This is a genomic window from Collimonas antrihumi, from assembly GCF_018304965.1.
GTDB classification, from domain to species: Bacteria; Pseudomonadota; Gammaproteobacteria; order Burkholderiales; family Burkholderiaceae_D; genus Collimonas; species Collimonas antrihumi.
Genome location: NZ_JAGQED010000009.1, coordinates 107,879 through 132,757 on the forward strand (window position 1 = coordinate 107,879; position 24,879 = coordinate 132,757).

Sequence of the window (24,879 nt, forward strand, 5' to 3'; positions counted from 1 at the left end):
AAATGACAAAACTCCCCGCACGTCAACGCATCCAGGCGATGCTGGCCGGCACCCTGCAGGAATGGTTCAAGCAGCGTTCTGGCAGCAAAGGTGCGGCCCTGGCCTTCTACACGCTGTTCTCGATGGCGCCCATGCTGATACTGGTAATTGCTATTGCCGGCGCGGTATTTGGAGAGCAGGCTGCGCGCGGGGAAATTTTCGGCCAGTTGTCCGGCCTGATCGGCCCGACCGGCGCCGACGCCATCCAGTTGCTGCTGGCGGCAGCCCATGACAATCGTTCCGGCCCCATCGCCGCGATGATTGCGGTAGCGGTGCTGCTGATCGGCGCCACTACCGTATTCTCCGAGCTGAAGGATAGCCTGGACGAGATCTGGTACGTCCCGCTCACCCGCCACTCCGGCATCGTGACGCTGATCCGTACCCGGCTGCTGTCGTTCGGACTGATCCTGGTGCTGGCGTTCCTGCTGCTCACCTCGCTGGCGGTGAGCGCTGCGCTGGCGCTGCTGGCAAAATACCTGGGGGGCATGTGGCTCAGTCTGACAGTGATTGTTTCACCGCTGTCGCATCTGTTTGCGTTTGCCGTGATCGCCAGCCTGTTCGCTTCGATCTACAAGATGCTGCCACAGGTCAAATTACCTTGGCGCGATGTCTGGATAGGCTCGGTAGGTACCGCCGCCCTGTTCGTACTGGGCAAATACCTGATTGGCATCTACCTTGGCAACAGCGGTATCGCTTCCAGCTACGGCGCTGCCGGCTCAGTGATTGCGTTATTGCTATGGATTTATTACTCGGCGCAGATTTTCTTTTTCGGGGCGCAATTCACGCGCCAGTACGCTCTGTTTTTCGGTAGCCTGCAAGAGAGTGACAAGGACAAGGAAGCCGGCAATCATTCGACGCCGGCCCCGACCTCTTCGGCTCAGTCCTGATACGGTTCCAGCCCGCGATCCGAAAGCCGCAGGATGCGGCCGCAGCGGCGCGCCAGCTCGATGTCATGGGTGACGATCACGAACGCGGTGCCCAAGGTTTGCGACAACTCCAGCATCAGGTCGAAAGTCATCTGCGCGGTGGCGCGGTCCAGGTTGCCGGTTGGCTCGTCAGCCAGCACGCAAGCCGGCTGGGTAACCAGCGCCCGTGCCAGCGCTACCCGCTGGCGCTCGCCGCCGGACAGTTCACCCGGGACATGAATCACGCGCTCCGCCAGGCCGACCCGGGCCAGGATTTCGCGCGCCTGCTGTTGTGCATCGCTACGCTTGAGGCGGCGAATCATCAACGGCATGGCAACGTTATCCAGCGCCGAAAATTCCGGCAGCAGATGATGGAACTGATAGACGAAGCCGAGCGCGTTATTGCGCAAGTCGCCGCGCGTCTTTTCTCCCAGCGTCGTAAAGTCCTTGCCCAGCAGGCTGACATTGCCGGCGGTCGGCGCATCCAGGCCGCCCAGCAAATGCAACAGGGTCGACTTGCCCGAGCCGGACGCACCGACGATCGCCACTTGTTCGCCTTTGGCGACATCGATATCGATGCCGTTCAATACTTTCACCGAATAACTACCTTGGGTGAAGGTTTTTCCTAAACCACGGCAGGATAGAACGATTTGATTGTTGCTCTGATTATTTGGCTTACTCATAACGCAATGCCTCAGCAGGTTTCACCCGGGCAGCCCACCAGCTCGGATACAAAGTCGCCAGGAAGGCCAGCACCACGGCGACACCGCCGATAGTCCCGACATCCGGCCAGCGCAAGTCTGACGGCAATTCGGTAATCACGTACACGCTCTTGGGCAGGAACTGCACGTGCAGCAGGTTTTCGATAAACGGCACGATGACGTCGATGTTCAAGGCCACCAGCACGCCGGCCCCGACCCCGATGGCGGTGCCGATCAGACCCACCAGCGCGCCCTGGATCATGAAAATCTTCATGATCGAACCGGGCGAAGCGCCCAGCGTGCGCAGGATCGCAATATCGGCCTGCTTGTCGGTCACCGTCATCACCAGCGTCGAGACCAGGTTGAAAGCCGCCACCGCGATGATCAGCGTGAGGATGATGAACATCATGCGTTTCTCGGTCTTGACTGCCGCGAACCAGTTGCTGTTCTGCTGGGTCCAGTCACGCAGATACAAATTGGGCGGCAGCGTGGTCGCCAGTTGTTGCACGATCTGCGGCGCCTGCAACATGTCGGTGATCTTCAGGCGCACGCCGGACGGCGAATCCTGGCGGAACATCTTTTCCGCATCCTCAAGATGGATGAAAGCCAGGGTCGAATCGTATTCAAAATGGCCGGCCTCGAAAATCCCGGCCACGGTGAATTGCCGCAGGCGAGGAATCACGCCTGCCGGCGTCACCTGCCCTTGCGCCGCCATCAACGTCACCTTGTCGCCGATGCCGACGCTCAAGGCATGCGCCAGCTCTATCCCCAGCACGATATTAAACTCGCCCGGCTTGAGGTCATTGAAGCTGCCTTGCTTGACCTTGCTGGCCACATCCGACACCTTCGGTTCTTCGGCCGGCAATACACCGCGTATCGCCACGCCGCGCAGCACGCCTTCACGCACCAGCATGGCCTGCGCATCGACATAGGGCGCGGCGCCGATCACTTCCTTGTTCCTGAACGCTTGCTTGGCAACGTCTTCCCAGTTAGGCATGGAGCCGGAGGCGTCGAACACCTCGATATGCGCCAGCACCGACAACATGCGGTCACGCACGTCTTTCTGGAAGCCGTTCATCACAGACAGCACCACGATCAACGCCGCCACACCCAGGGCGATGCCGGCCATCGATATCAGCGAAATGAAGGAAATAAAGCTGTTACGGCCACTGCGCTTACCCGCACGGGTATAGCGAATGCCGACCAGCCACTCAAACGGTAAATTTTTTAAGATGCTCAACACGAGGCTCCCGAAATCAGCCCGCAGTTTGCCATAATTTGGCGAACTTACGGAGCTTTGCAACTGAATGCGCTTACTCTGATCGAAACCCGGCACTATCGTTCAATATCAAAACGGTCCAAAAACTGCGTAATCGCGCTGTCAGCCAGGATGCCCACCGATTGCCAAAACGAAATATACTATTCGGCACACGACTGAATTCGTAATACGTCCGGCATCGGAAAGATGCCGGATGACTACCCAACCCGAACAGGATTGCATGATGAAGAAATTTCTCGCCCTATGCCTGGGACTGTTATTGGCGCAAGCGGTAGCCGCTGCCCCGCTTCCCTATGATGAAAAGGCCGACGCCAAAGCCGACCTGAGCCAGGCATTAAGCCAGGCCCAAAGCAGCCACAAGCAGGTGATATTGGTATTCGGCGCCAACTGGTGCACCGATTGCCGCGAACTGGACAAGGCGATACATGGCAAAAGCGCGGCGCTGATCGACGGCAAGTTCATCCTTGTGAAGATCGACGTCGGCAATTTCGACAAGAATCTCGATGTCGCCCAGTCTTACGGCAACCCGATCAAAAAGGGTATTCCTGCCGCTGTACTGCTCAGCCCGGACAACCAGATCCTGTACTCGACCAAAGCCGGTGAGCTGGCGGATGCCCGCCGCATGGGCGAGAACGGCATCTATGACTTCTTCAATAAACAGATCGTGAAACGACAAGGCGGCTAAACCTGCGTTCAGCCGCCCCGAATTTCAATTTCAACAACTACTCAGCAACTACTCAACAACTACTGCGCTATCCGCCATTAATTATTAATTACTTAGGCGCCAGCCGGATCCCGCCGTCGAGGCGAATCACTTCGCCGTTCAGGTAAACCGTCTCGACGATGGTTTTCACCAATGCCGCGAATTCAGCTGGCTTACCCAGGCGCGGCGGAAACGGCACCATTTTCCCGAGCGCGTCCTGGACCTCTTCCGGCATGCCCAGCAGCATCGGCGTTTCCATGATGCCAGGCGCAATCGTCATCACACGGATGCCGTGGCGCGCCAGTTCGCGCGCTGCCGGCAAGGTCAAGGCCACTACCCCGCCCTTGGACGAGGCGTAGGCCGCCTGGCCGATCTGGCCATCAAATGCAGCAACCGAAGCGGTGTTGATGATCACACCGCGCTCACCATCGGCATTCGGCTCGCCCTTGCTCATCGCATCGGCGGCCAGGCGCATCATGTTGAAAGTGCCGATCAGATTGATCTGGACCACGCGGCTGAAGTCTTCCAGCGCATGCGGCCCTTCCTTGCCGACGATACGTTTGGCCGGCGCCACGCCAGCGCAGCTGATCAACCCATGCAAACCGCCAAACACGGAGAGAGCGGTATTAACCGCTGCCGTCGCGCTGGCTTCGCTGCAGACATCGGTCGCCACAAAGCGGGCGTTGGCGCCCAGCTGCGTCGCCAACGCGGCGCCGGCTTCCTGATTGATATCGGCGATCACGACCTTGGCGCCGCCCTGCACCAGCAAGGCGGCGGTTGCCGCACCCAGGCCGGAACCGCCGCCGCTGATCAGGAATACATTATTTTCAATTTGCATGGTTTTCTCTTCTTTTAGATTTTTTCAAATAAGAACGCGTAAGTCATTTTAAAATCGCCGTCATTCCCGCGAACGCGGGAATCCATGTTCAACGCAAAATGGATTCTCCACCTTGGTGCCCGCGTTCGCGGGGATGACGGCCCTATCGAAATAATTATGCGACACTACTTAGCTTTGGCGACTTCTTGATTACGCAAGATGAAGCGCTGCAGTTTGCCGCTAGGAGTTTTTGGCAGTTCTGTTAAAAATTCGATTTCGCGCGGATAAGAATGCGCGGCCAGGCGATGCTTGACGTATTGCTGCAGCTCGGCGATCAGTTCCGCACTGGCCTGATAGTCCTTGCTCAAGACGACAAAAGCCTTGACCAGCTCAGTACGCTCGGGGTCCGGCTTGCCGACCACCGCCGCTTCCACTACCGCCGGATGCTCCAGCAATGCGCTTTCGACATCGAAAGGTCCGATGCGATAACCGGAAGAGGTAATGATATCGTCGCCGCGTCCGATAAAGCTGATGCTGCCATCCTGGTTTTTCTCGACTGTATCACCGGTGATGTAGTAGTCGCCAATGTCGGCGGCGGCATCCTGCTGCCAATAACCCTGGAACCAGTACACCGGCGAGTTGCGGCGATCCACTGCCAGCACGCCCGGCTCGCCGACGCCCAGCTCATTCTGGTCGTCATCCAGCACCGCCAGCCGGTAACCTGGCATGGCGAGGCCGGCCGAACCCATATGCACTTCGTGTTTCAAACCATGATGATTGCACAACACCATACCCGTTTCGGTCTGGCCGTAGTGATCATTGATAAGGCAATCGAGATGTTCGCGGAACCAGCGGATCACTTCGGGATTCAAGGGTTCACCGGCGCTGCTGACAGCGCGCAGACGCCCTTTGGCCGGCGCGGCTGCCGCCTCGCCGCCGGCAATCAGCATCCGGTACGCGGTGGGGGAGCCTGCCAGGTTGGTGATCTTGTATTTATCGATGATCCGGTAGGTGCTTTCCACCGTGAACGAACCCTCGTAGAGGGTGATGGCGTGACCCATCAGCAAGGGCCCGGTGACGCAGTAATACAAACCATAGGCCCAGCCGGGATCGGCGATATTCCAGAAAGCGTCTTCCGGCCGCACATCCATCGCATAGCGCGTGTAGACGTAAAACGCCAGCATTGCCCGCAACGGCACCGCGACGCCTTTGGCCGGCCCGGTCGTGCCTGAAGTGAACAACATGATGAAAGCGTCGTCAGCCTTGCGCATCACCGGCGCGAACTCGGTCGACTGGCGTTCCAGTTCGGCCCAGAAATTGAAGTCGCCCGCTTGCGCTTGAACTTGCGCTTGCTTATCACCGGCGACAGTCATGATAGACGGACAATCCGGCACTTCCTCCAGCTTGTGACGGTTATCGGTGTCGGTAACGATCAGCCTGGCCTCGCTGGCAGCTACCCGATATTCGATCGATTTCGAACCGAAGGCCGTGAACAACGGCTGATACACCGCGCCGGCACGCCAGGTACCGAGAATCGCAATCAGCAATTCGGGCGTACGCGGCAACAACCCCGCTACGCGGTCGCCGGGCCGGACGCCTTGCGCTTTCAGGAAGTTGGCAAAACGGCCTGACAATTCTTTCAGTTGGGCAAAGGTATAAGTGGCGCTGCGGCCATCCTTGCCTTCCCACAACAACGCGACACGGTCAGGGTCAGGCGTTGCGTGGCGATCACAGCATTCAACACAAGCGTTGATGCCGGTTTGCAGGTTACCGGACAGCTCGGCAGCAATGCTGTCGGCACTGAAATCCGCATAAAACCGGGCATAATCCGGAATGCTGGCAGCCTTGGTTGCAGCATCGGCGGGCGAAGCAGATGACATGAGTGTTCTCCTCTAACCTAAAATGGCAAGCTTAATCGGCTCTTTTTGTTATCAGAAATGGAACTGCTACCACTAAGTCTAGAATACTTGGCGGCTGGTAGCCATGTTAAAAGCGATCAACGGGATTGATCGAAATTGCAATAACATGCTAAACGGATTTATGGAAGATTGGGAAAAAGGGACTATTGCGATCAGTTTTGTCGACGAAGCGCTGCACAGCATGCGCCAGCGCGGCATGGATACCGAGTCGCTGCTGCTCCAGGCCGGCATTTCCCCGCGCTGGCTGAGCACGCCGCACGCGCGGGTCGCTGCGGCCAATTACGGCCAGCTGTGGTACCTGATCGCGCACGCCATGGATGACGAATTTTTCGGCATGGATAGTCATCCGATGCGGGTCGGCAGCTTCAACATGCTATGCCGCAGCGCCCTCCACAGCGCTACTCTCGGCAAAGGCCTGGAACGCATGCTGGATTTCCTGCGGCTGGTGCTGGACGATATGTCGGCAACGCTCTCGCAGCAAGAAGGCCTGGCGCGCATCGTCATCAATGAAACCGGCAGTCCGCGCCGCATGTTTGCCTACGCCACCTTCCTGATGATCGTGCATGGCGTCGGCAGCTGGCTGATCGGACGCCGCATCCAATTGCTGTCGGCCGGCTTTCGTTGCGAAGAACCGCTCGCCAGCCTGGATTACAAGATCCGCTTTTGCGACCAGGCACGCTTCGCCCAGGCGCAAACCAGCATCACTTTCGATGCTGCCTGCCTGGCTTTGCCGATAGTGCAAAACCAGCGCTCGCTGCAATCTTTCCTGCGCGAAGCACCGGGCAACCTGCTGGAGAAATACAGCAATCACGATAGCCTGGCGGCCACCATCCGACGCCGTTTGCGCCGGCTGCCACTGGCCGAGTGGTCAGACTTCGAGAGCATCTCGAAACACCTGCGCACACCGGCATCGACCTTGCGCCGCAAGCTTAGCCAGGAAGGACAGTCGTATCAGGCGATCAAGGATAATCTGCGGCGCGACCTGGCGATCAATTACTTAAGCGGCTCCGCCAAAAGCATTGAAGAAATCGCGATCAGTCTTGGTTTTGCCGATTCCAGTGCTTTCCATCGGGCGTTCAAGAAGTGGACCGGGAGCAGTCCGGGTGAGCATCGGCGCGCTTTGTCAGCTGCGTGAAAACCTGTCTGCCATTACGCATTATTACGCATCATTGTTCATTTACTCTTCACTTGAACCGGTGACCGTATCGACGTTATTGCAGCCGCAGCCGATTCATGCAACTTGCCACCACGCCGGCAGCAACTGCTTGATTTCCGGCCGCGCAAAACGATCGTCGATCAGATACACCACGCCACGGTCCTGCTGCGTGCGGATCACCCTGCCCGCGGCCTGCACCACTTTCTGCATGCCAGGATAAAGATAGGTGTAGTCATAGCCGTTGCCGAAAGTCTCGCCCATGCGCCGCATGATCTGCTCATTCACAGGATTGATCTGCGGCAGCCCTAGCGTCGCGATGAAAGCGCCGATCAGGCGCGCACCGGGAAGATCGATGCCTTCGGCGAACGAACCGCCCAGCACGGCAAAGCCGACGCCTTGCGAAGTATCGGTAAAGCGCGCCAGGAAATCTTCCCTTTCCCGCTCATCCATGCGGCGCGCCTGCAGCCACAGCGGAATCTCCGGATAACGCTCGACGAACAGCGCGGCGACCTTTTGCAGGTAATCGTAACTGCTGAAAAACATCAGGTAATTACCGGATTGCCGCCGATACTGGCCCGCAATCAGATCGACGATGGGCGACAGCGAACGCTCCCGATGCAGGAAACGCGTCGAGATACCGGTCACCAGTTGCACCGTCAATTGATCGGCTGTGAATGGCGACGGCACGTCGATCCAGGCCGTGTCGGCCGGCATGCCCAGCGTGTCGCTGTAAAAATGCCAGGGACTTAACGTTGCTGAAAACAGCACCGTGCTACGAGCGGCGGCAAAGCGCGGCGTCAGGAAAGGCGCCGGTACGATATTGCGGATGCATAATGTACTCCCTGTACTGCCGTGCGCACCGTGCCTGGTGATATCGAATAGAGAATGCGGGCCAAACAGCTCGGCCATGCGCGTGAAGTGCAAGGCGTCAAAATAGAATTGCTGCAAATTGCTGTCCATGGCGGCGGGATGTTCCACCATATAGTCAGTGATATCGGCTACCGCCCTCAACAATGCCTCGACAAACGCCTCCGGTATTTCGGCGTAATGCTGGTATTCGCCTTCCTGCTCCTTGCCCAAGGCGCCCCATTGGCGGCTCACCCGGTCCAGTCCGCGCTTGAGCGCCGGCGGTGCGGTTTTCCGCAAGGTTTTCAGATGGATGTATTCCATTTCAGCGGAATACATCTTGCGCGCGCGGTCGATCATGTTGTGCGCCTCGTCAACCAGCACGCCTACCCGCCACTGGTTGGCGTTGGCCATGCCGTACAACATGGCGCTGACATCGAAATAGTAGTTGTAGTCGCCCACAACCACATCCGACCAGCTGGCCATTTCCTGGCTCAGGTAATAGGGGCATACCCGATGTGCGGCGGCGATCTGGCGCAGGCTTTCACGGTCCATCGCGCCTGATTCGATCGCCGCACTGCGCGCCTGCGGCAAACGGTCATAGAATCCTTGCGCCAAAGGACAGGAATCGCCGTGACAGGCTTTGTCGGGATGCTCGCAAGCCTTGTCGCGCGCTACCAGCTCCAGTACCCGCAAAGGCAGCGCCGGCGCACTTTGCCTGATCCGCGTCACGGCCTCCAGCGCCAGCGCCCGGCCGGAGGTCTTGGCCGCGAGGAAAAATATCTTGTCCAGCGCCTGGCCCGGACTCGCCTTGAGCATCGGGAACAAGCTGCCGATGGTCTTGCCGATGCCGGTGGGAGCCTGCGCCAGCAGGCAGCGGCCGCTAATGGCGCTTTTGTAGACCGCTTCAGCCATCACGCGCTGGCCCGGCCGGAAATCCGCGTGCGGAAACTGCAAGGCCGTCAGTTGCACATCACGCTCGGCACGATGCGCCATTTCCTGTTCGGCCCATGCCAGGAAACGCTGACAGTGATCTTCGAAGAACTGCTTCAACAGTTCTGCAGTCAGATGTTCCGTCAGCAAGGTTTCCTTCTGGCTGCCGATATCGTAGTAGACCAACGCCAGCTGCAGTTCATCCAGTTTCCGGCTCTGGCACAGCAAGTGGCCATAGATCCTGACCTGCGCCCAGTGCAGATGACGATGGTTGTCCGGCATGCGGCTGAGGTCGCCGCGATAAGTCTTGACCTCCTCCAGCCGGTTCAGCTGCGGATCGTAACCGTCGGCGCGGCCGCGCACCAGCAACGGACCGAAACTGCCGCTCAGGCTGACTTCCGCCTCATAAGAAGCGGAGCGGCGCGACGCCACCACGGCGTGGCCGGTAATGCCTTCCTGCGCGGTCGGCGACGGTGTGAAGCGCAGGTCGAGATCGCCCTGCTTTGCGGTGAATTCGCACAAGGCGCGCACCGCGACGACATAACGCGCGAGGGTCGGGGAAGCATCCGGCGCCATCATGCGTTTTCCCCGGTCCATTGCACGTAATACACCGCTACCGGAATTTCATGGCTGGCGAAGTAATCCAGCCAGCGGATCTGGTTGTCTTGCAAGCGGTCGCCCGGTCCTTTGACTTCAATCATCTGATAGCGCTTTTCTGCCGGCCAGAACTGGATCAGGTCAGGCAAGCCGGAACGGTTGCTCTTGATGTCCTGCAGGATCCGTTCGAAACATTTTTCCAGGTGCAATGGCGGCAGGCAGTCCAGCGCCATGGCTAGCAAATCATCGTCAATCGCGCCCCAGAACACGAACGGCGACTGGATATTTTCCTTGATCCGGAAATTCTGCAGGATGACCTCGCGATAGCCGCCGTTGTGAAGCAAGGCAAAACCGTTTTCAAACCGGCGCGCCCGGCGGGTTCGAAAATCGGCGCTGTGCAGGTCTGCCGGACCACTCTGGAACGGATGGAAAAAAGCACCCGGCACCGGCGCAAACACGGCATCCCAGAACAACAGGCCGAACAGCGAATTGATCAGTGCGTTTTCGACATAGAGTGCGGGTGCGTCCGCACAGGCAAGGTGCTGGCTGAGCGCGGCCTCGACCGACATCCCAGGATCGGGCCGTGGCAAGGCAATCTCGTGCTGGATGATGCTCACGGCAGAAGATTTCGGCAATTTGGGATAGCCACACGCGCGCCGCAGACGCGGCATGACGCGCAGCAGCTGTTGTTGTTCGGCTTCGCTTTCGGCCTGCAATTCAGCCTGCCGCGCCAACTCGAACGCAACGGCAAGCTGGCCGCAACGCTCCAGCACCCGGATCGCCCTCAAGCGCGCTCCGGGCCGGCTGCTATCGGCATAAATACGCAGCGCCTGCGATAACTCGCCATTGCGCTCATGGTGCTGGGCAATCTGGAACAGCAGTTTGCTGCGGCGCTCCTCCAGCCAGGGGTTCGGGTAAGGATCGGCGGCGATATCGGCCACCACCGAGTGTGGCGGCTCGCCGTCGAGAAACCGTTCGCGGCAGGCATGCAGATGCAAGTAATCGTCAAGATCCTGACGGCTGCTGAAACCTTGCGTGTCGGGAGATAAATCAAACTGCTCATATTTGAAAATGCCCAGCTCGGACAGCACGAACTCCGACCAGTCCTGATATAAATTACCGAAGAACATCAGGCGCAGGCGATCGCATAACGCGGCAACCGGCCTGGACAACTGCAACAAACTGTCGCCGGCGTCAGGCCACCATTCGGCCAGGCTGCGCATGCGCGCTGTATCGTCCCCCGCATCCCCTGCCTCGCGCAGAAAGACCAACTGTTCGCTCTTGCGAGTTATTTTGCTATGTCGCAACAGCGGGAAAGCCGCAGCGATTTCGACTTTGGTGAGCACGCTGAAAAGCTGTTCGATATCCACCAGCGGCTGCTGGCTGATCCAGCCAGCCTGCACCAGTGGCGCCGCCGCATTTTCCGTGCAGCCGATTTCATCGTAACGCAGTTTGCCAAGCCGAAACAGCTCACCTTTGCGCATCACCATCCGCACCAGCAATGCCGCGGAGGATTGCGGCAAACTGCCGAAGCCATCGACGAATGTCTGTTCTTCACTGTTCAGCAAATGGCGATAACGAGTGCGTATCGACTCGACAACAGTGACGAAGTTATCCAGATAGTAGAAGCGGTTTTCCAGCGTTTTGTTCATGGTCGTGGGTACAGCGGCGCAACGCCGCCGGAATAACTGGCAGTCACTTCATTGCCGTCCTTATCAATTTTCTTATTGTCGATTTTATTTACGATTTTATTGTTTTTAACACTGTATAAACGTACAGTTATTCTGTAGTATATACGAATCCGAATGCAGGAGTCTGAACGGGAATTGCAATGGAATTGAGCGATGCTGAAAAATTGATATTGACCATGCTGTGCGAAGTGCATCAGCACCTGGACATTGCCGGCGAGGTTGACCCGAAGTTTGTCCAGTCCGCGCTACATAGCGGCAATACCTGGGGCTTGCGCTGGAAATATGGCGCGCTGTATGACGGCAACGCCAGATCGGATCCGCCTATCGTGAAAGAAGTCGTCCGGATTCTCGACATGTGGTCGGCAATCGAAGACGGCTACGATGCGCTGCGGTCGCTGGACAAGGATCGGGTCGCCGCCAGCATTTCTCCCCGTCAGGGCGAAGTGAAATTCATGGGATTCGATAGCGATACCGAGTTTGAACACGCCAACATAGCGTCATTCCTGATCAAGGATATGCAGCGCTTTCCCAAGTTCGCAGGACGCGACATCCATTCGCACCTGCCGTCGATTTCCATCTATCGGCGCATGGTGCGCGCCTTCGAGCCGCTGCAAAAACTGATAGGCAAAGGCCGCCTGAATGCTGACCAGCTGATTGCGCTTCTCAACGAAAACACCGGACCGCGGCGTAGTTTCCTGAAGCTCGTCTGAAGTCCTTATGCCGCTTGCCGGTTATCCCCACCGTCGACACTAACGACACTAACGACACTAACGACACTCGACGGTACCGCCCGCGCCAGCCATAGCTTGATCTCGCCAGCCTCAAGCAACAACGGACCTTGCGGCAGAGAGAACGCTGCCGCCCGGCCCTCGTCCCAGTCCGACAAATCGGCCTGGGCGACGTAGCCGTCGACATGGTTAAAAATGTCGTCAACATTGCCTTGCCAGGCTTGATACAGATCTTGATTCACCACGATCAGCAGGGACAAGCGCGCATTATCGTCGCGCTGGCCGCCAAGACCGGTGCGCGTACTGCGCTGAAGCAACGCTAATCCACTACCCGGACTGCGCAGCAACGCAACCGGTGCGCCTAAAAAATAGCGCCCGATGTCGACAATGAAACGATTCGCCTGTTGAATTTCATCGCGCAAATCGATCTCTGCTTCCTGGCACAGACTGGCGTATTGTGCCGGCGTGAGCACGGTATCGAGCGGCACGGTCAGCCCGAGTTCAAAACCCATCGGTATCAAGATGCCGTTGCCGCTGGCAGCCGCAAAGCGCAGTGCGCGCAGGCTGGCGCGGCGGCGCGACGGGACATCGGTCAGGCTAAGCTGCCCCGCCAGGCGAGGACCGAAAGGCGTTTCCGGAAAGGCGATGATGGTGGCGTCGCCGATCAGATTATCTTGTTCGCGCACGTAACGCGTAGCCTGGTAATCCCACCATGCTCCCGGGCAGAATACAGCATCGAACCCGGCATCCGTCAGAGGATCAAGTTGCGGCGCCGAACTACCTGGAGTCCAGGCGAGGAAACTGACCGAATTGCAGTAGCTGCGTGTTGCGGCCATCAATGCCTGCCACAGTGTAACAGGCACCGCAGCAGGCGCACTGCAGACAAACCCGGCAACGCCGGCGTCGAGCAAGCCTCGCAAGCGCTCGCGCCACAGTGCGCATACGCCGTGTTGTACAGTGGAATCAGTCATACGCAGATGCATGACGCTGTCGGGCACTACAGACGGGCCTTCAGCAGATGGCATGTTTTCAGATAACGGCTTGCTTTCGAACCAGTGCGGACAAACATCGACCAGCGGGTCGTCAAACGAAACTCTGTCAAGTACGATATCAAGCAATAGATACAGACCGCGGTCAGAACAGGCTGTTGCCAACTCCACCAATGCAGGCTCGTCTTCAACGCCAGGGGGCTGGCCCAGATTGAGCGCGTTGGCCAGCAACACGTGATCAAAGCCCAGCGCGATGCAATGATCGAGCAAGGCGGGCCAGCCTTGGCGCGAGACCAGCGCCGGATTGATGCAATAAATGCGAGGTGCAGTTGCGAAGCTCATGTCGACGATCCTTGGTAACGTTGCGCGCGCTCACTCTTTGCCAGAGTGGCAATCGGCAGCCACAGCTTAGGCTCGGGCGAGAATACCGATTTGCGCATGCTCAGACTCTATCGCGCAGCACAACGGAAACATATCGGCGTCCACCGCAAAGGATTGTAGGAATCCACCTACATCAATGGGCAAGCAGATTCACATCGGATAAAAAAAGATGGCATTAATATAAAAAAATCCCCGTCGCTGCCGATGCAGATACGGGGATTTTCTACAGGCCGGCTTTATTGGTCGGCCGATCAGACTTTCTGTTTTGCGGAGATCGCGTTTGCCACCACCAGCGCAGTCATGTTAACCACCCGCCGCACCGTCGCCGAAGGGTTCAGGATATGCACCGGAGCCGCAGCGCCCAGTAATACCGGCCCGACCGTGACACCCTGGCCACCGGTCATTTTCAACACGTTGAACAGGATATTCGCAGCATCCAGATTCGGCGTCACCAATACATTGGCGTCACCGCTCAGGGTCGATTTCGGCAAGAACTGCGCCCTCACCTCTGCGCTCAGGGCGGCATCGCCATGCATCTCGCCATCGGCTTCGACATCCGGCATACGCTTGACGAACAAATCCCGTGCGGCGCGCATCTTCTTGGCCGAAGGCCGGGTGCTGGAACCGAACATCGAATGCGACAGGAACGCCACTTTGGGCGGTACGCCGAAGCGCTTGACTTCTTCCACCGCCATGGCGGCGATGTCTGACAGTTGCTCCGCATCGGGATCGTCGTTGACGAAAGTATCAGCGATGAACAAAGTGTGCTTATCGAGCACCAGGCCGTTCATGGTGGCGAAGCACTTGGCGCCCTCACGCAGGCCGATGATGTCGCTCACATGTTCCAGATGGTTATCGAAACGCCCGACCAGGCCGCACAGCATGCCATCGGCGTCGCCCAGCTTGACCAGCAGCGAAGCGATGGTGGTGTTCGAACGGCGCAATGTGGATTTCGCCATTTCAGGCGTGACGCCGTCGCGCGCCTTGATCTCGTGATAAGTCTCCCAGTATTGGCGGAAACGCACGTCGTCTTCCGGATTGATCAGCTCGAAATCCCGTCCGGCCTGCAAGCGCAAACCGGCACGTTTGATACGCGCCTCGATCACTGCCGGACGGCCGATCAGGATCGGCCGCACCAGTTTTTCTTCGAGCGCGATCTGCACCGCGCGCAATACCCGCTCATCCTCGCCCTCGGCGTAGACGATACGTTGCGGCTCACCGCGCGCCGCCAGGAACACCGGACGCATGAACATGCCGGTGTGGCTGACAAAACGCATCAGCGACTGGCGATACGCATCCATGTCCTTGATCGGACGCGTCGCCACGCCGGACTCTTCGGCAGCACGGGCAACCGCAGGGGCGATGCGCAAGATCAGGCGTGAATCGAAAGGTTTCGGAATGATATATTCCGGACCGAAATGCAGTTCCTGGCCAGCATAGGCGGACGCCACTTCTTCGCTGATCTCAGCCTTGGTCAAGTCGGCAATCTCGCGTACGCAAGCGACCTTCATCGCTTCCGTGATGCTGGTGGCGCCGCAATCCAGCGCGCCGCGGAAAATGTAAGGGAAACACAGCACATTGTTAACCTGGTTCGGATAATCCGACCGGCCGGTGGCGATGATGCAGTCCGGCCGCGCCTCCAGCGCCAGCTCAGGGCGGATTTCCGGTTCCGGATTGGCCAGCGCCAGAATGATCGGCTGCGAACCCATGGCCTTGACCATATCCTGCGTCAGCACGCCGGGTGCCGAGCAGCCGAGGAACACGTCGGCGCCGACAATTGCATCGGCCAAGGTGCGCGCATCGGTAGTTTGCTGGTAGCGCTGTTTGGAGACATCCAGCTTGTCTTCGCGTTTATCGTGAATCACGCCGCGCGAATCGCAGACGAATATGTTTTCACGCTTGACGCCCAGTTCAACCATCAGGTCGAGGCAGGCAATCGCCGCGGCGCCGGCGCCAGAGGCTACCAGTTTGACTTCACCGATTTTCTTGTTGACCAGTTCCAGGCCGTTCAGCAACGCTGCCGAAGAAATGATGGCAGTACCGTGCTGATCGTCGTGAAAGACCGGAATCTTCATGCGCTCGCGCAGCTTCTTTTCGATATAGAAGCATTCCGGCGCCTTGATGTCTTCCAGGTTGATGCCGCCCAGCGTCGGCTCCAGCGCGGCGATGATCTCGACCAGTTTGTCAGGATCGCGCTCAGCCAGTTCGATGTCGAATACATCGATACCGGCAAAATTATGGAACAGGCAGCCTTTGCCTTCCATCACCGGTTTGCCGGCCAGCGGACCGATGTCGCCCAGGCCAAGCACGGCAGTACCGTTGGTGACCACGCCGACCAGGTTGGCGCGCGAGGTGTATTCCACCGCCATTTCCGGATCTTCATGGATCGCCAGGCAGGCATAGGCGACGCCGGGCGAGTAAGCCAGCGACAGGTCGCGCTGGTTCGACAAAGGCTTGGTGGGCACCACGGCGATCTTGCCGCGCGTCGGGCTGCGATGATATTCGAGCGCAGCGTCGCGCAGGGCCTGTTCGGCCGCAGAAAGAGTGGTTGGGGTGCTCATTGATGGTCTCCTGGATACGCTAGTGAAATTTGAGTGGCAGCGACATTATCACAATGTCTATCGATTCGGTTTCTCGGTAACCGATATCGCTGTTGTTGAAGATGCTTTATGGAAAAGGGAAATTGTTCTGTGGGTCTTGGTTTTTTATAGTGCAGCTTATGCCAGATGGTAGACGAATCTGACGCAGTTTGCAGCGTTGCTGTTAAAAACACACAAACCCGATTATCCCACCGCGCCACACAAAACAAAAAGCCCGCAGATGCGCAATGCCGTTCAGTTAAGTGATATGACGTGGCCAGCCGCCACGGCGGCTCCGTCATCCCCGCGAACGCGGGGATCCAAATTACCGAGTGAAACAATGAAAATGGATTCCCGCGTTCGCGGGAGCGACGCATGAGGGAGATCTCTGGCGTCTTAACTGAACGGCATTACCGCAGATGCGGGCTTTTTTTTTATCGACAGATAACTGCCATATTTCGAATTCCCCGCAAAAACCGCCGGAACCCTGTTGCTGACGACTAACGACTACTCTACTCAGCACTCAATCACATTTACCGCCAGACCGCCGCGCGATGTTTCTTTATATTTGGTCTTCATGTCGGCGCCGGTTTGCATCATGGTCTTGATCACGTTATCCAGCGACACATAATGTTTGCCGTTGCCGCGCAAGGCCATGCGGGCAGCGTTGATCGCCTTCACCGCACCCATCGCATTCCGTTCTATGCAAGGAATCTGCACCAGCCCGCCGACCGGATCGCAGGTCATGCCGAGGTTATGTTCCATGCCGATTTCAGCGGCGTTCTCGATCTGCTCGGTGCTGCCGCCCAAGACCGCCGCCAGCGCTCCTGCAGCCATCGAACAGGCGACGCCGACTTCGCCCTGGCAACCGACTTCGGCGCCGGAAATGGACGCAGTTTCCTTGTAGATCAAACCGATCGCCGCAGCCGTCAGCATGAAGGTCATGACGCCATCCAGATTGGCGCCGGGGATGAATTTGGTGTAATAGTGCAGCACCGCCGGCAACACGCCCGCCGCGCCGTTGGTCGGAGCAGTCACGATTCGTCCGCCCGCCGCATTTTCTTCATTCACCGCCATCGCGTACAGGTTGACCCAGTCGAGCATGGACAAAGGATCCGCCAGCGACTCGTCGGAACGCTCCGTCAGTTGCCGATACAATTCAGCAGCGCGGCGCTTGACCCGCATCGGCCCGGGCAACTCGCCGCCTATCGAGCAACCGCGCTTAACCGCCGCCGCCATCACGTCCCAAATCCCCAGCAACTTGGTGCGCACCTCTTCTGCCGAGCGCCAGTGCCTTTCGTTTTCCATCATCAAGGCGGCAATGGTCAAACCGCTTTCAGCGCACATCCGCAACAGATCGTCGCCGGAATGGAAAGGATACGGCAAATCGCCTTCCGCTTGCACGCTGCCCGCCTGCACCAGGTTGACACGCTGTCCTTCCTTGCTTACGACAAACCCGCCGCCTACCGAGTAATAGTCTTTTTCAGCAATCACGCTGCCGCTTGCATCGAGGGCGACAAAGCGCATGCCGTTCGGATGTTGCGGCAATGCTTCGCGACGGAAAAACAGCACATGTTCTTTCTCCACGCAGCCTATCGGATGCGAACCGTTCAATAATAATTTTTTTGAACTGCGAATTTCCGCCAGGCGCGGCTCGACATGGTCCGGGTCGATGTTGTCAGGCAGGTTTCCCTCCAATCCCAGCAATACCGCCTTGTCGCTGCCGTGGCCTTTGCCGGTGGCGCCGAGCGAGCCATACAATTCAACGCGGACGGCGTGCACCGCATCCAGCAGATCGGCGTCATGTAAATGGGCCGCGAATCGATTGGCGGCGATCATCGGGCCGACTGTGTGCGAACTGGATGGACCGATACCGACCTTGAATAAATCGAATGTACTGATATTCATATAAGACTCGATATGAAACTCGACCGGGTACCCCGGTAAGACAATGCATGGCCGCTCATGACAACTCCTGGATAGGTTGAGGTATCTTTAATTAAGTGTTTGTCCTTTTGGGATAAACACTACAGTATTCAATTTTACGGCCAAGTCGTCGTTGGAACGTGATGACATTTTCGTGTGGGGCATAAGTAAAGCGCTAGAATATTAACAATTAAACATTTTTCAATTGAAGCGATAAATTCACCTTGTAGAAATGCTTTATGCCAAACACCAATCTACGTAATCAATGCCATACCTTCTTTTCAGCAACTCCGCCACGGCCTGCCGCCCAGGATTTTGCCGAAATGGCCGCCTGGTGCCAGGCCCATGACGTCCGTCACGACACCTATGGCGAAGGCGAACTGGTTCAAACCTTCGAAAACAAGGTAGCCGAGTTGCTGGGCTTTGAGGCTGGCCACTTCGTTATTACCGGAACGCTGGCGCAGACGGTGGCGCTGCGAGTCGCCTGCCAGGACAGGAATAATCCGCTGACGGCTCTCCATCCGACGGCGCACATACTGGTGCACGAACGCAGCAATTACCAGCTGCTCGACCACTTCACCTCGCTCAACGTGGGGACTCCCTATCGGCCATGGACAGCGAATGATCTCAAAGCGCAGCCAGACCGCCTCGGAGCCGCGCTATATGAACTGCCTATGCGTGAAATCGGCGGCCAGCTGCCGGATATGACAAACCGCTGAGCAGCGTGACAGCCGGTTTTGATAGCGCGTACGTATCGTTTTACAAAGGCATCGGCGGCCTGGGTGGCGCGATGCTGCTGGGTAAGCGTGATTTCATTAGCCGCGCGTCGGAATGGATGAAACGCATGGGCGGCAATGTCTTTCAGCGTTCACCCTACAACTGCATTAGCCGTTGGAAGAGCCTTCCCACAGATTGATCCCGCCTTCTTTTGCCTGCACATCGATGGCCGCCAATTCTTCCGCCGAAAAATCCAGCCGCTGCAACGCAGCCACGTTTTCCCGGATCTGAGCCGGACTGCTGGCGCCGATCAAGGTCGTGGTCACACGCGGATCGCGCAGTACCCAGGCCAGCGCCATCTGCGCCAGGCTCTGGCCGCGCGTCTTGGCAATCTCGTTGAGAGCCCGCACCCGCGCCAGATTTTCCGGACTCAGATGGGCCTGTTGCAGCGAACCGCCACCCTCGCGATTAATGCGTGAATCTTGCGGCACGCCGTTCAAATATTTGTCGCTCAACAGCCCCTGTGCCAAGGCGGTAAAAGTGATGCAACCCATGCCTTCCTGTTCCAACGTATCCAGCAAGCCTTGTTCCATCCAGCGATTGAGCATGTTGTAGGATGGCTGATGAATCAGGCAAGGCACTTTCCAGTCGCGTAACAGTTTGGCGGCTTCCGCAGTCTTGGCCGGCGAGTAGGACGAGACGCCGACATACAGCGCCTTGCCCTGCTGCACCGCCGTCGCCAGCGCACTCATGGTTTCTTCCAGCGGCGTTTCCGGATCAAAGCGGTGCGAATAAAAGATATCGACATAATCCAGGCCCATGCGCTGCAGGCTCTGGTCGAGGCTGGCCAATACATATTTGCGCGAACCGCCGCCCTGTCCATACGGCCCCGGCCACATGTCCCAGCCAGCCTTGGTCGAAATGATCAACTCGTCGCGATAAGGACGCAGGTCTTCTTTCAGGATGCGGCCGAAATTGGTCTCGGCGCTGCCATATGGCGGCCCGTAATTATTGGCCAGGTCGAAATGCGTAATCCCGAGATCGAAAGCGGTATGCACCATTTCGCGTTGACGCGCAAGCGACGTGGTGTCGCCGAAGTTGTGCCAGAGTCCCATCGACAACAATGGCAATTTGAGGCCGCTACGGCCGCAGAACCGGTACTGCATGTTGTCGTAGCGCTTGCTTGATGCGTGATAACTCATGACCGAAACTCCTCTTACAGCGTATTTGAATACTGTGTGTTTAAAAAATCCTGCCTTGGCAGAAAAATTGATGGCAGCCTATCTGGCTGCGCGTCGCCCCAGAAAAATATGCAATACCAGCAATAGCGGGAACAGCAAGCCCAAGATCCAGTGCCCTGCCGACCAGAGCGGCCTGCTGGATTCGCTGGCGATGTAGTACAAAGCATAGCCGCTGATCGTCAACAAGGCTGACAAAGCCGCCATGCTCCAGCCGGAATAGCGATTGCGGCGCGCAAGATGAGCGCGGCGGATGTGGGTGATCAGTAAGCTGCCTACGAAGAAAAGCATTGCCATGGCGGCCGCACCATGCAGTTTCATCGACCATGGCTCGACCGGATTGACGGTTTCACCGAACTCACCCGCTACCCGCAGGAAAAAATGGACGATCAACCACAAAATGCCGCTGGCCGTCAGCAAGCCGGAAATGCCATAGAGGCTGAATCGATGCCAGCGCTCAAGGCGAAACCGGATGATTGGCGGGCGAACTCTTGGGTGATGAAGGCTTTGTTTGGGATGTTTGGGGGAGCGCATCCCTCAGATTATAAAAGCAGTTGCGCCAAACTGCTGCAATAACGGATGCCGGTGATCGCCGCTTAGCAGCACCAGCTTGGTCAGCGCATCCGCCGTCATGCAATCGGCAGCTTGTACCGTAGCGCTGACATTGTCGACTAGCGCGTTGCCACTTTCACAGTTAACCAGTGCCGAACGTTGGTGGCCCTGCACTGTCTTTTGCGAAAAATAACTGCCGGAAGTCGCCAATGCCGCATTTTTTAATTCGATGCGAGCCGCGATTTGCGTGGGTGCACGGGGATCGCGAATCATGACCGGATAGGCATGTTCGCCGAAAACCCGCAAATCGCCGCCCGCATTGACGCAAGCCGAAGCGATGCCTGATGCTTGCAAAGCGCTGATGGCGGCATCTACCGCGTAACCCTTGGCAATACCGCCCAAATCGATCAGCACCGGGGCTATTTTCCGAACGTTATCGGCGTCATCGATATGCAGGTTGATCCGACTAGCCGCGTTGCCTGAGCTGCTTCCTGCGATTTTTTCAGATGATTCCGGCAAATAACTCCATTCAACCAGCTTTGACGCACAGCCGATATCAAACAGGCCATCCGTTACTGCATTCAAATGAAGTGCCATGCGAATCACTGTAGCCGTGCGCGCATCAACCCGGATTACGCTGCCGACCGCCATGCGATTGATCCGGGCGACATCGCTGGCGACGTCGTGATAGCTCATCAACCGATGTACTTCGGCGACGGCCGCAAACGCGGCATCGAAAGCACGTGCGGCAGCGTCATCGCGGAGGGCATCGGCAAGCGTCACCTCGACCAGGGTTCCCAGCCAGGGTTGCGCCCGCCGTTTCATTTTTTCAGCATGACCTGAGCGATGGCGGCAATCCGCCGTACGCCATCGGTGACATGCGTGCACGACAGCGTGGCGCCGCTGATGCTGGCGATGCCGTCGCCGATAGTCAAACCGGCGGCAGCTGTCTTGCCGACGAATTGCTTGCGCCATGCAGGACTTTTGATTTCAAAGCCATGGCTTTCCCGATAGGTGAGAATTTCAATCTGCTTGATGCTGGCATCGGGATTGACCGCTACCGCATACGAGATCAATTCAAACTTGCCGACTACGTCATCCAACACCACGTAGCCTAGCTGGGCGTCACCTTTATACGCAGCAAACACGCGCCAGCTGACCGACCGCGCAGGCAAGCCGGAAAGTTTCTCGACCTGCTTCATCTGCTCGCCGGACAACTGCAAACTGGTGTCCTTGAAGCCGGTCGCATCCGGAAACATCACTTGTTGCGCCTGCTCCACTGTCAGATACTGGGTGGCGAAGGCGCTCGAAGTGGCGCCGGTCGCGAGCACCAGGGTAGCCAGGTTGATCTGTCTCATCGTCGATGCCAATCAATACAATAAATAGTTAGAAATTAGAACGCGTAACCCAGGCCAAGGTTGAAGCGATCGCGCGTCGTATCTACCTTGAATTTCTGATAATCCGCTTTCAAGACCACGCCTTCACCGATATTGAAGTTGGCGCCGACCGTCCAGACACCTTCGTTCGGGCCGGTGGCAACTCCCAGGCCGGGCGGCATCGCCGCATAGCTGTTGGCAGTATTGAAGCGCTCATAGCGGACGAACGGTGTCAAAGTATAGTCCGAACTTTTCCATAATTGATAGGCGGCCTGTGTGTACCAGCCGTAGAACGATGACGGCACCGGTGTCGGCTGGCCGGCAAACGTCTGATTCAGCGCGTCTGTGTTGCTGATGGTGCCGCGCGCATAAAGTGCTGACAGATCCCATTTACCCGGCGTATAGCGTGCATGCAAATCCCACACGGTCAGGCGTGCATCCTGCGCCGGAAAATCCGGCGTCTTCTGGCCGATTTTCCCGGTAAACACGGAACCACCCAACAGCAAGCCTGGCACGCCGCGCCAGTTCAATGCACCGAACACGCTCAGATCACCCGCCTTCGCCAACTGACCTTCCTGGTGAATACTGCGCAACGGCGATTCGCGGCCTTCGGTCGACGAAGCATCCCATTTGCTCAGGTCGAAACCGGTAGTCAGGCCGGTATCCCAGGTCAAGCCATTGTCAAGCGTCTGCGACAAACCGAATCCCGCTTCGCGCCAGGTGGACGGAATGATCGCGGTTTCGACGAAATTACGATACACGCCGTAGTAAGCAGTCGGCTCGTGATTGGTATTGAGCAAACCTGCCGGGATCAGGAACAAGCCGCCTTTGGCGCGCAGGCCGTTGTTGAATTCGCGCTCGACATACAGCTGTTCGACTTCTGTCTCACCCTTGTCGCTAGCGGAAGTGACGGCATGTTCCCATTCAAACTCCGCTACCATCTTGGTCTTTTCATCAAAACGGTGGGTAATGCCGATCACCGCGCGAGCGACGTCGGCTTGCGACTTGCTGCTGTCATTGCGTGGACGGGTGTAATTGACTTCGCCGTAACTAGACAGCACGGTATTCGGCCCCAGCATTGTCGCCGGCGACGCAGCTGCGACTGTCGACACCGGTGCCGCGGCCGCGGTTGTACCCGATGGCGCTGTCGTTGTCGTGGTTGCAGCGCTCATCACGACGGCCGGTGCTGCCGGTGCAACTGGTGCAGCCGCAAACGCATCCTGGCGCTTTTCAACGGTGTCGGTTTTCTGCTTGGTGGCGGCCAACTCTGCCTTGAGCTGCTCGACTTCAGCAGCCAGCTTATTGAGCCGTTTCAATAATTCTGCCTCACTGGCGGATGCAGCCAACGGGCTCGCCATCAAAGCGATTGCAATGGCTTGCGCCAGAATATTTTTTTTCATGATGCTGTATTCCCCTTAATGTTTTATTGTGCTTTGTAGCCGTCTGTCAAAGTACCGAGAAACTGCACGACGTCGTCGACTTCACTGTCGGACAATGCCGGCGGCATATTCGGTTGCCGGTTATACGGCACTTCGGTGACATTCACGTTCTTGCGATATTGCTCAGGCAGATCGTTGAATTTCTGAACGACGCCGCTGGCGTCGGCTGGATACCACAGCTCCGGATTGGTATCGCGCTTGACGTAGAAACTCACCGCCTCGCGCAAGGTCTTGAAGTAGCCGTTATGGAAAAATACTTTTCGCGTCGCGACATTGCGCAAGGTCGGCACCTTGAACTTGCCGCACAATTCGCTGCGGTTACTCAGATCGGTGCGATCCGGTCCGCACAGGCCGAGATCGAAATAGGCAGCATCGGCAGTCGCGGCAATTGCCGGATTGCGCGGAACGCCAAGATTGTCAAAGGTGAAATCGGTGAATAACGGTGACGAACCATCGCTGCCCTTGGCGCTCAAGTGGCAGGCGGCGCAGTTGCCCTTGGCCGGATTGTTGAACAACGCCAGTCCGCGCAATTCAGCCGCATTCAACGGCACTTTGCCGCTCAGGAATTGATCGTATTTGGAATCGTAGGGATGGAAATCGCTGCCTTCCTTCTGGTACTGCTGCAACGCCAGCTGGATGCGGTTGAAAGCATCGTCGCTGTTATCGAGGATGGCAGCGCCGAATACCTTGCGGAATTCTTCAACGTAGGCTGCCACCTTTAATTTCGCAATCACGTCAGCTTTGCTGGCATTGGCCATTTCATGCGGCGCCAGGAACGGCCGCTCCGACTGATCGGCCAGGGTATTGACGCGGCCGTCGCGATTGAAGCCGCCGGTCGGTGTGCCGTCGCTGGCAAAAAAGAAAGCCGGGGTCAGATTGAGGTAGCGCAAGGACGGCACCGCGCGGAAGCCTGGCACATCGAGATTGGGGCCACCCAACTGCACTGCCAGATCATTGCTCTGTGCGTGCGCGTTATCGGGATTGTGACAGGTGGCGCAAGATTGCTTGCCCGAGGCCGACAGACTTTGATCGCTGAAGATTTTCTTGCCAAGGCTGGCAACCTGGCTTAGTCCCCCGTCAGCCACTGGCGTAATAGGGGTACTGGTGCTGGCGCTATCGCCACCACCGCCGCAAGCAGCCAGCAAACAGGCAGCCGCCAGCATCAACGACCACTTCATCCCCCCCGGAATGCGTACCACGGTCTTTACATCATATTGAGACATTTGCATTATTTTTTAATTGATTTGAATTCACGCGAGTCTTCGCAAAGGTTTGATTTCGACCTCGCCCTGGCGTCTGTTTCATCGTTATATTATTCACTGAAGCAACAGAATACGAATGGTATTGAGAATGATTGCAATTAGCAAT

General features: G+C 57.5%; 19 protein-coding genes and 1 pseudogene. 5 read left to right on the forward strand and 15 right to left on the reverse strand.

The window, feature by feature from the left end:
- Positions 1-2 precede the first annotated feature (2 nt).
- Positions 3-926, forward strand: coding sequence for a YihY/virulence factor BrkB family protein (locus KHU29_RS10630; protein ID WP_211452776.1), 924 nt, complete (start codon positions 3-5; stop codon positions 924-926).
- Here KHU29_RS10630 and lolD read toward each other — a convergent pair.
- Positions 917-1,627 carry a lipoprotein-releasing ABC transporter ATP-binding protein LolD gene (gene lolD, locus KHU29_RS10635; RefSeq protein WP_211452777.1) on the reverse strand — a complete coding sequence of 237 codons (711 nt, stop codon included), beginning with the start codon at positions 1,625-1,627 and terminating at the stop codon, positions 917-919. The genes KHU29_RS10630 and lolD overlap by 10 nt on opposite strands.
- Positions 1,620-2,885: a lipoprotein-releasing ABC transporter permease subunit gene (locus tag KHU29_RS10640; protein ID WP_211452778.1), complete on the reverse strand. Its 1,266-nt coding sequence runs from the start codon at positions 2,883-2,885 to the stop codon at positions 1,620-1,622. The genes lolD and KHU29_RS10640 overlap by 8 nt, the downstream gene beginning before the upstream one ends.
- 232 nt (positions 2,886-3,117) lie before the next feature.
- Here KHU29_RS10640 and KHU29_RS10645 point away from each other — a divergent pair, with 232 nt between their 5' ends.
- The gene (locus KHU29_RS10645) at positions 3,118-3,609 is read left to right on the forward strand and encodes a thioredoxin family protein (protein ID WP_246541819.1); all 492 of its coding nucleotides are present in this window, start codon (positions 3,118-3,120) and stop codon (positions 3,607-3,609) included.
- 88 nt (positions 3,610-3,697) lie between these two features.
- On the opposite strand, the gene KHU29_RS10650 is transcribed toward KHU29_RS10645, so the two are convergent.
- Positions 3,698-4,465: an SDR family NAD(P)-dependent oxidoreductase gene (locus KHU29_RS10650; RefSeq protein WP_211452779.1), complete on the reverse strand. Its 768-nt coding sequence runs from the start codon at positions 4,463-4,465 to the stop codon at positions 3,698-3,700.
- 164 nt (positions 4,466-4,629) lie between these two features.
- Entirely contained in the window at positions 4,630-6,324 is a 1,695-nt protein-coding gene (locus tag KHU29_RS10655) for an AMP-binding protein (RefSeq protein ID WP_246541820.1), read from the reverse strand.
- A gap of 145 nt (positions 6,325-6,469) precedes the next feature.
- Here KHU29_RS10655 and KHU29_RS10660 point away from each other — a divergent pair, with 145 nt between their 5' ends.
- Positions 6,470-7,498 (forward strand): AraC family transcriptional regulator, encoded by a 1,029-nt coding sequence (locus KHU29_RS10660; RefSeq protein WP_211452780.1) that lies wholly within the window; start codon positions 6,470-6,472, stop codon positions 7,496-7,498.
- Between the two features lie 96 nt (positions 7,499-7,594).
- On the opposite strand, the gene KHU29_RS10665 is transcribed toward KHU29_RS10660, so the two are convergent.
- Positions 7,595-9,877: an ATP-dependent DNA helicase gene (locus tag KHU29_RS10665; RefSeq protein ID WP_246541821.1), complete on the reverse strand. Its 2,283-nt coding sequence runs from the start codon at positions 9,875-9,877 to the stop codon at positions 7,595-7,597.
- Positions 9,874-11,547 (reverse strand): VRR-NUC domain-containing protein, encoded by a 1,674-nt coding sequence (locus KHU29_RS10670; protein WP_211452782.1) that lies wholly within the window; start codon positions 11,545-11,547, stop codon positions 9,874-9,876. Before KHU29_RS10670 ends, KHU29_RS10665 begins: the two co-directional genes overlap by 4 nt.
- Positions 11,548-11,726: 179 nt before the next feature.
- On the opposite strand from KHU29_RS10670, the gene KHU29_RS10675 reads away from it, so the two are divergent.
- The gene (locus KHU29_RS10675; protein ID WP_211452783.1) at positions 11,727-12,296 is read left to right on the forward strand and encodes a YfbU family protein; all 570 of its coding nucleotides are present in this window, start codon (positions 11,727-11,729) and stop codon (positions 12,294-12,296) included.
- A 5-nt stretch (positions 12,297-12,301) separates the two neighbouring features.
- Here KHU29_RS10675 and KHU29_RS10680 read toward each other — a convergent pair whose 3' ends face one another.
- The 3 genes from KHU29_RS10680 to KHU29_RS10690 form a co-directional block, all read right to left on the reverse strand.
- Positions 12,302-13,645: an alpha-amylase family protein gene (locus KHU29_RS10680; protein WP_211452784.1), complete on the reverse strand. Its 1,344-nt coding sequence runs from the start codon at positions 13,643-13,645 to the stop codon at positions 12,302-12,304.
- A gap of 290 nt (positions 13,646-13,935) precedes the next feature.
- The gene (locus KHU29_RS10685) at positions 13,936-16,245 is read right to left on the reverse strand and encodes an NADP-dependent malic enzyme (RefSeq protein WP_211452785.1); all 2,310 of its coding nucleotides are present in this window, start codon (positions 16,243-16,245) and stop codon (positions 13,936-13,938) included.
- A gap of 534 nt (positions 16,246-16,779) precedes the next feature.
- Positions 16,780-18,171 carry an L-serine ammonia-lyase gene (locus KHU29_RS10690; protein WP_211452786.1) on the reverse strand — a complete coding sequence of 464 codons (1,392 nt, stop codon included), beginning with the start codon at positions 18,169-18,171 and terminating at the stop codon, positions 16,780-16,782.
- A gap of 257 nt (positions 18,172-18,428) precedes the next feature.
- On the opposite strand from KHU29_RS10690, the pseudogene KHU29_RS10695 reads away from it, so the two are divergent.
- Positions 18,429-19,066, forward strand: a pseudogene (locus tag KHU29_RS10695) (beta-eliminating lyase-related protein); the annotation flags it as partial.
- Positions 19,067-19,073: 7 nt separating this feature from the next.
- On the opposite strand, the gene mgrA reads toward KHU29_RS10695, so the two are convergent.
- The 6 genes from mgrA to KHU29_RS10725 form a co-directional block, all read right to left on the reverse strand.
- Positions 19,074-20,108: an L-glyceraldehyde 3-phosphate reductase gene (gene mgrA / locus KHU29_RS10700; RefSeq protein WP_211452787.1), complete on the reverse strand. Its 1,035-nt coding sequence runs from the start codon at positions 20,106-20,108 to the stop codon at positions 19,074-19,076.
- A gap of 78 nt (positions 20,109-20,186) precedes the next feature.
- The gene (locus KHU29_RS10705) at positions 20,187-20,678 is read right to left on the reverse strand and encodes a DUF4405 domain-containing protein (protein WP_246541823.1); all 492 of its coding nucleotides are present in this window, start codon (positions 20,676-20,678) and stop codon (positions 20,187-20,189) included.
- A gap of 3 nt (positions 20,679-20,681) precedes the next feature.
- Positions 20,682-21,521 (reverse strand): FAD:protein FMN transferase, encoded by an 840-nt coding sequence (locus KHU29_RS10710; RefSeq protein WP_211452788.1) that lies wholly within the window; start codon positions 21,519-21,521, stop codon positions 20,682-20,684.
- Positions 21,518-22,054, reverse strand: a complete 537-nt coding sequence (locus tag KHU29_RS10715) for an FMN-binding protein (RefSeq protein ID WP_211452789.1) — start codon at positions 22,052-22,054, stop codon at positions 21,518-21,520. Before KHU29_RS10715 ends, KHU29_RS10710 begins: the two co-directional genes overlap by 4 nt.
- 35 nt (positions 22,055-22,089) lie before the next feature.
- A complete protein-coding gene (locus KHU29_RS10720) occupies positions 22,090-23,472 on the reverse strand; it encodes a hypothetical protein (protein ID WP_211452790.1) in 1,383 nt (460 codons plus the stop codon).
- 23 nt (positions 23,473-23,495) lie between these two features.
- Positions 23,496-24,734 (reverse strand): cytochrome-c peroxidase, encoded by a 1,239-nt coding sequence (locus tag KHU29_RS10725; protein ID WP_246541826.1) that lies wholly within the window; start codon positions 24,732-24,734, stop codon positions 23,496-23,498.
- Positions 24,735-24,879 lie beyond the last annotated feature (145 nt).

Excerpts from the sequence above, each read along its gene's own strand:
- KHU29_RS10705 (WP_246541823.1), bottom strand. The coding sequence starts at position 20,678 with ATGCGCTCCCCCAAACATCCCAAACAAAGCCTTCATCACCCAAGAGTT.
- KHU29_RS10630 (WP_211452776.1), top strand. The coding sequence starts at position 3 with ATGACAAAACTCCCCGCACGTCAACGCATCCAGGCGATGCTGGCCGGC.
- KHU29_RS10725 (WP_246541826.1), bottom strand. The coding sequence starts at position 24,734 with ATGTCTCAATATGATGTAAAGACCGTGGTACGCATTCCGGGGGGGATG.
- KHU29_RS10715 (WP_211452789.1), bottom strand. The coding sequence starts at position 22,054 with ATGAGACAGATCAACCTGGCTACCCTGGTGCTCGCGACCGGCGCCACT.
- KHU29_RS10710 (WP_211452788.1), bottom strand. The coding sequence starts at position 21,521 with ATGAAACGGCGGGCGCAACCCTGGCTGGGAACCCTGGTCGAGGTGACG.
- KHU29_RS10685 (WP_211452785.1), bottom strand. The coding sequence starts at position 16,245 with ATGAGCACCCCAACCACTCTTTCTGCGGCCGAACAGGCCCTGCGCGAC.
- KHU29_RS10690 (WP_211452786.1), bottom strand. The coding sequence starts at position 18,171 with ATGAATATCAGTACATTCGATTTATTCAAGGTCGGTATCGGTCCATCC.
- KHU29_RS10665 (WP_246541821.1), bottom strand. The coding sequence starts at position 9,877 with ATGATGGCGCCGGATGCTTCCCCGACCCTCGCGCGTTATGTCGTCGCG.
- KHU29_RS10645 (WP_246541819.1), top strand. The coding sequence starts at position 3,118 with ATGACTACCCAACCCGAACAGGATTGCATGATGAAGAAATTTCTCGCC.
- mgrA (WP_211452787.1), bottom strand. The coding sequence starts at position 20,108 with ATGAGTTATCACGCATCAAGCAAGCGCTACGACAACATGCAGTACCGG.
- KHU29_RS10650 (WP_211452779.1), bottom strand. The coding sequence starts at position 4,465 with ATGCAAATTGAAAATAATGTATTCCTGATCAGCGGCGGCGGTTCCGGC.
- lolD (WP_211452777.1), bottom strand. The coding sequence starts at position 1,627 with ATGAGTAAGCCAAATAATCAGAGCAACAATCAAATCGTTCTATCCTGC.
- KHU29_RS10670 (WP_211452782.1), bottom strand. The coding sequence starts at position 11,547 with ATGAACAAAACGCTGGAAAACCGCTTCTACTATCTGGATAACTTCGTC.
- KHU29_RS10720 (WP_211452790.1), bottom strand. The coding sequence starts at position 23,472 with ATGAAAAAAAATATTCTGGCGCAAGCCATTGCAATCGCTTTGATGGCG.
- KHU29_RS10680 (WP_211452784.1), bottom strand. The coding sequence starts at position 13,645 with ATGAGCTTCGCAACTGCACCTCGCATTTATTGCATCAATCCGGCGCTG.
- KHU29_RS10660 (WP_211452780.1), top strand. The coding sequence starts at position 6,470 with ATGCTAAACGGATTTATGGAAGATTGGGAAAAAGGGACTATTGCGATC.
- KHU29_RS10655 (WP_246541820.1), bottom strand. The coding sequence starts at position 6,324 with ATGTCATCTGCTTCGCCCGCCGATGCTGCAACCAAGGCTGCCAGCATT.
- KHU29_RS10675 (WP_211452783.1), top strand. The coding sequence starts at position 11,727 with ATGGAATTGAGCGATGCTGAAAAATTGATATTGACCATGCTGTGCGAA.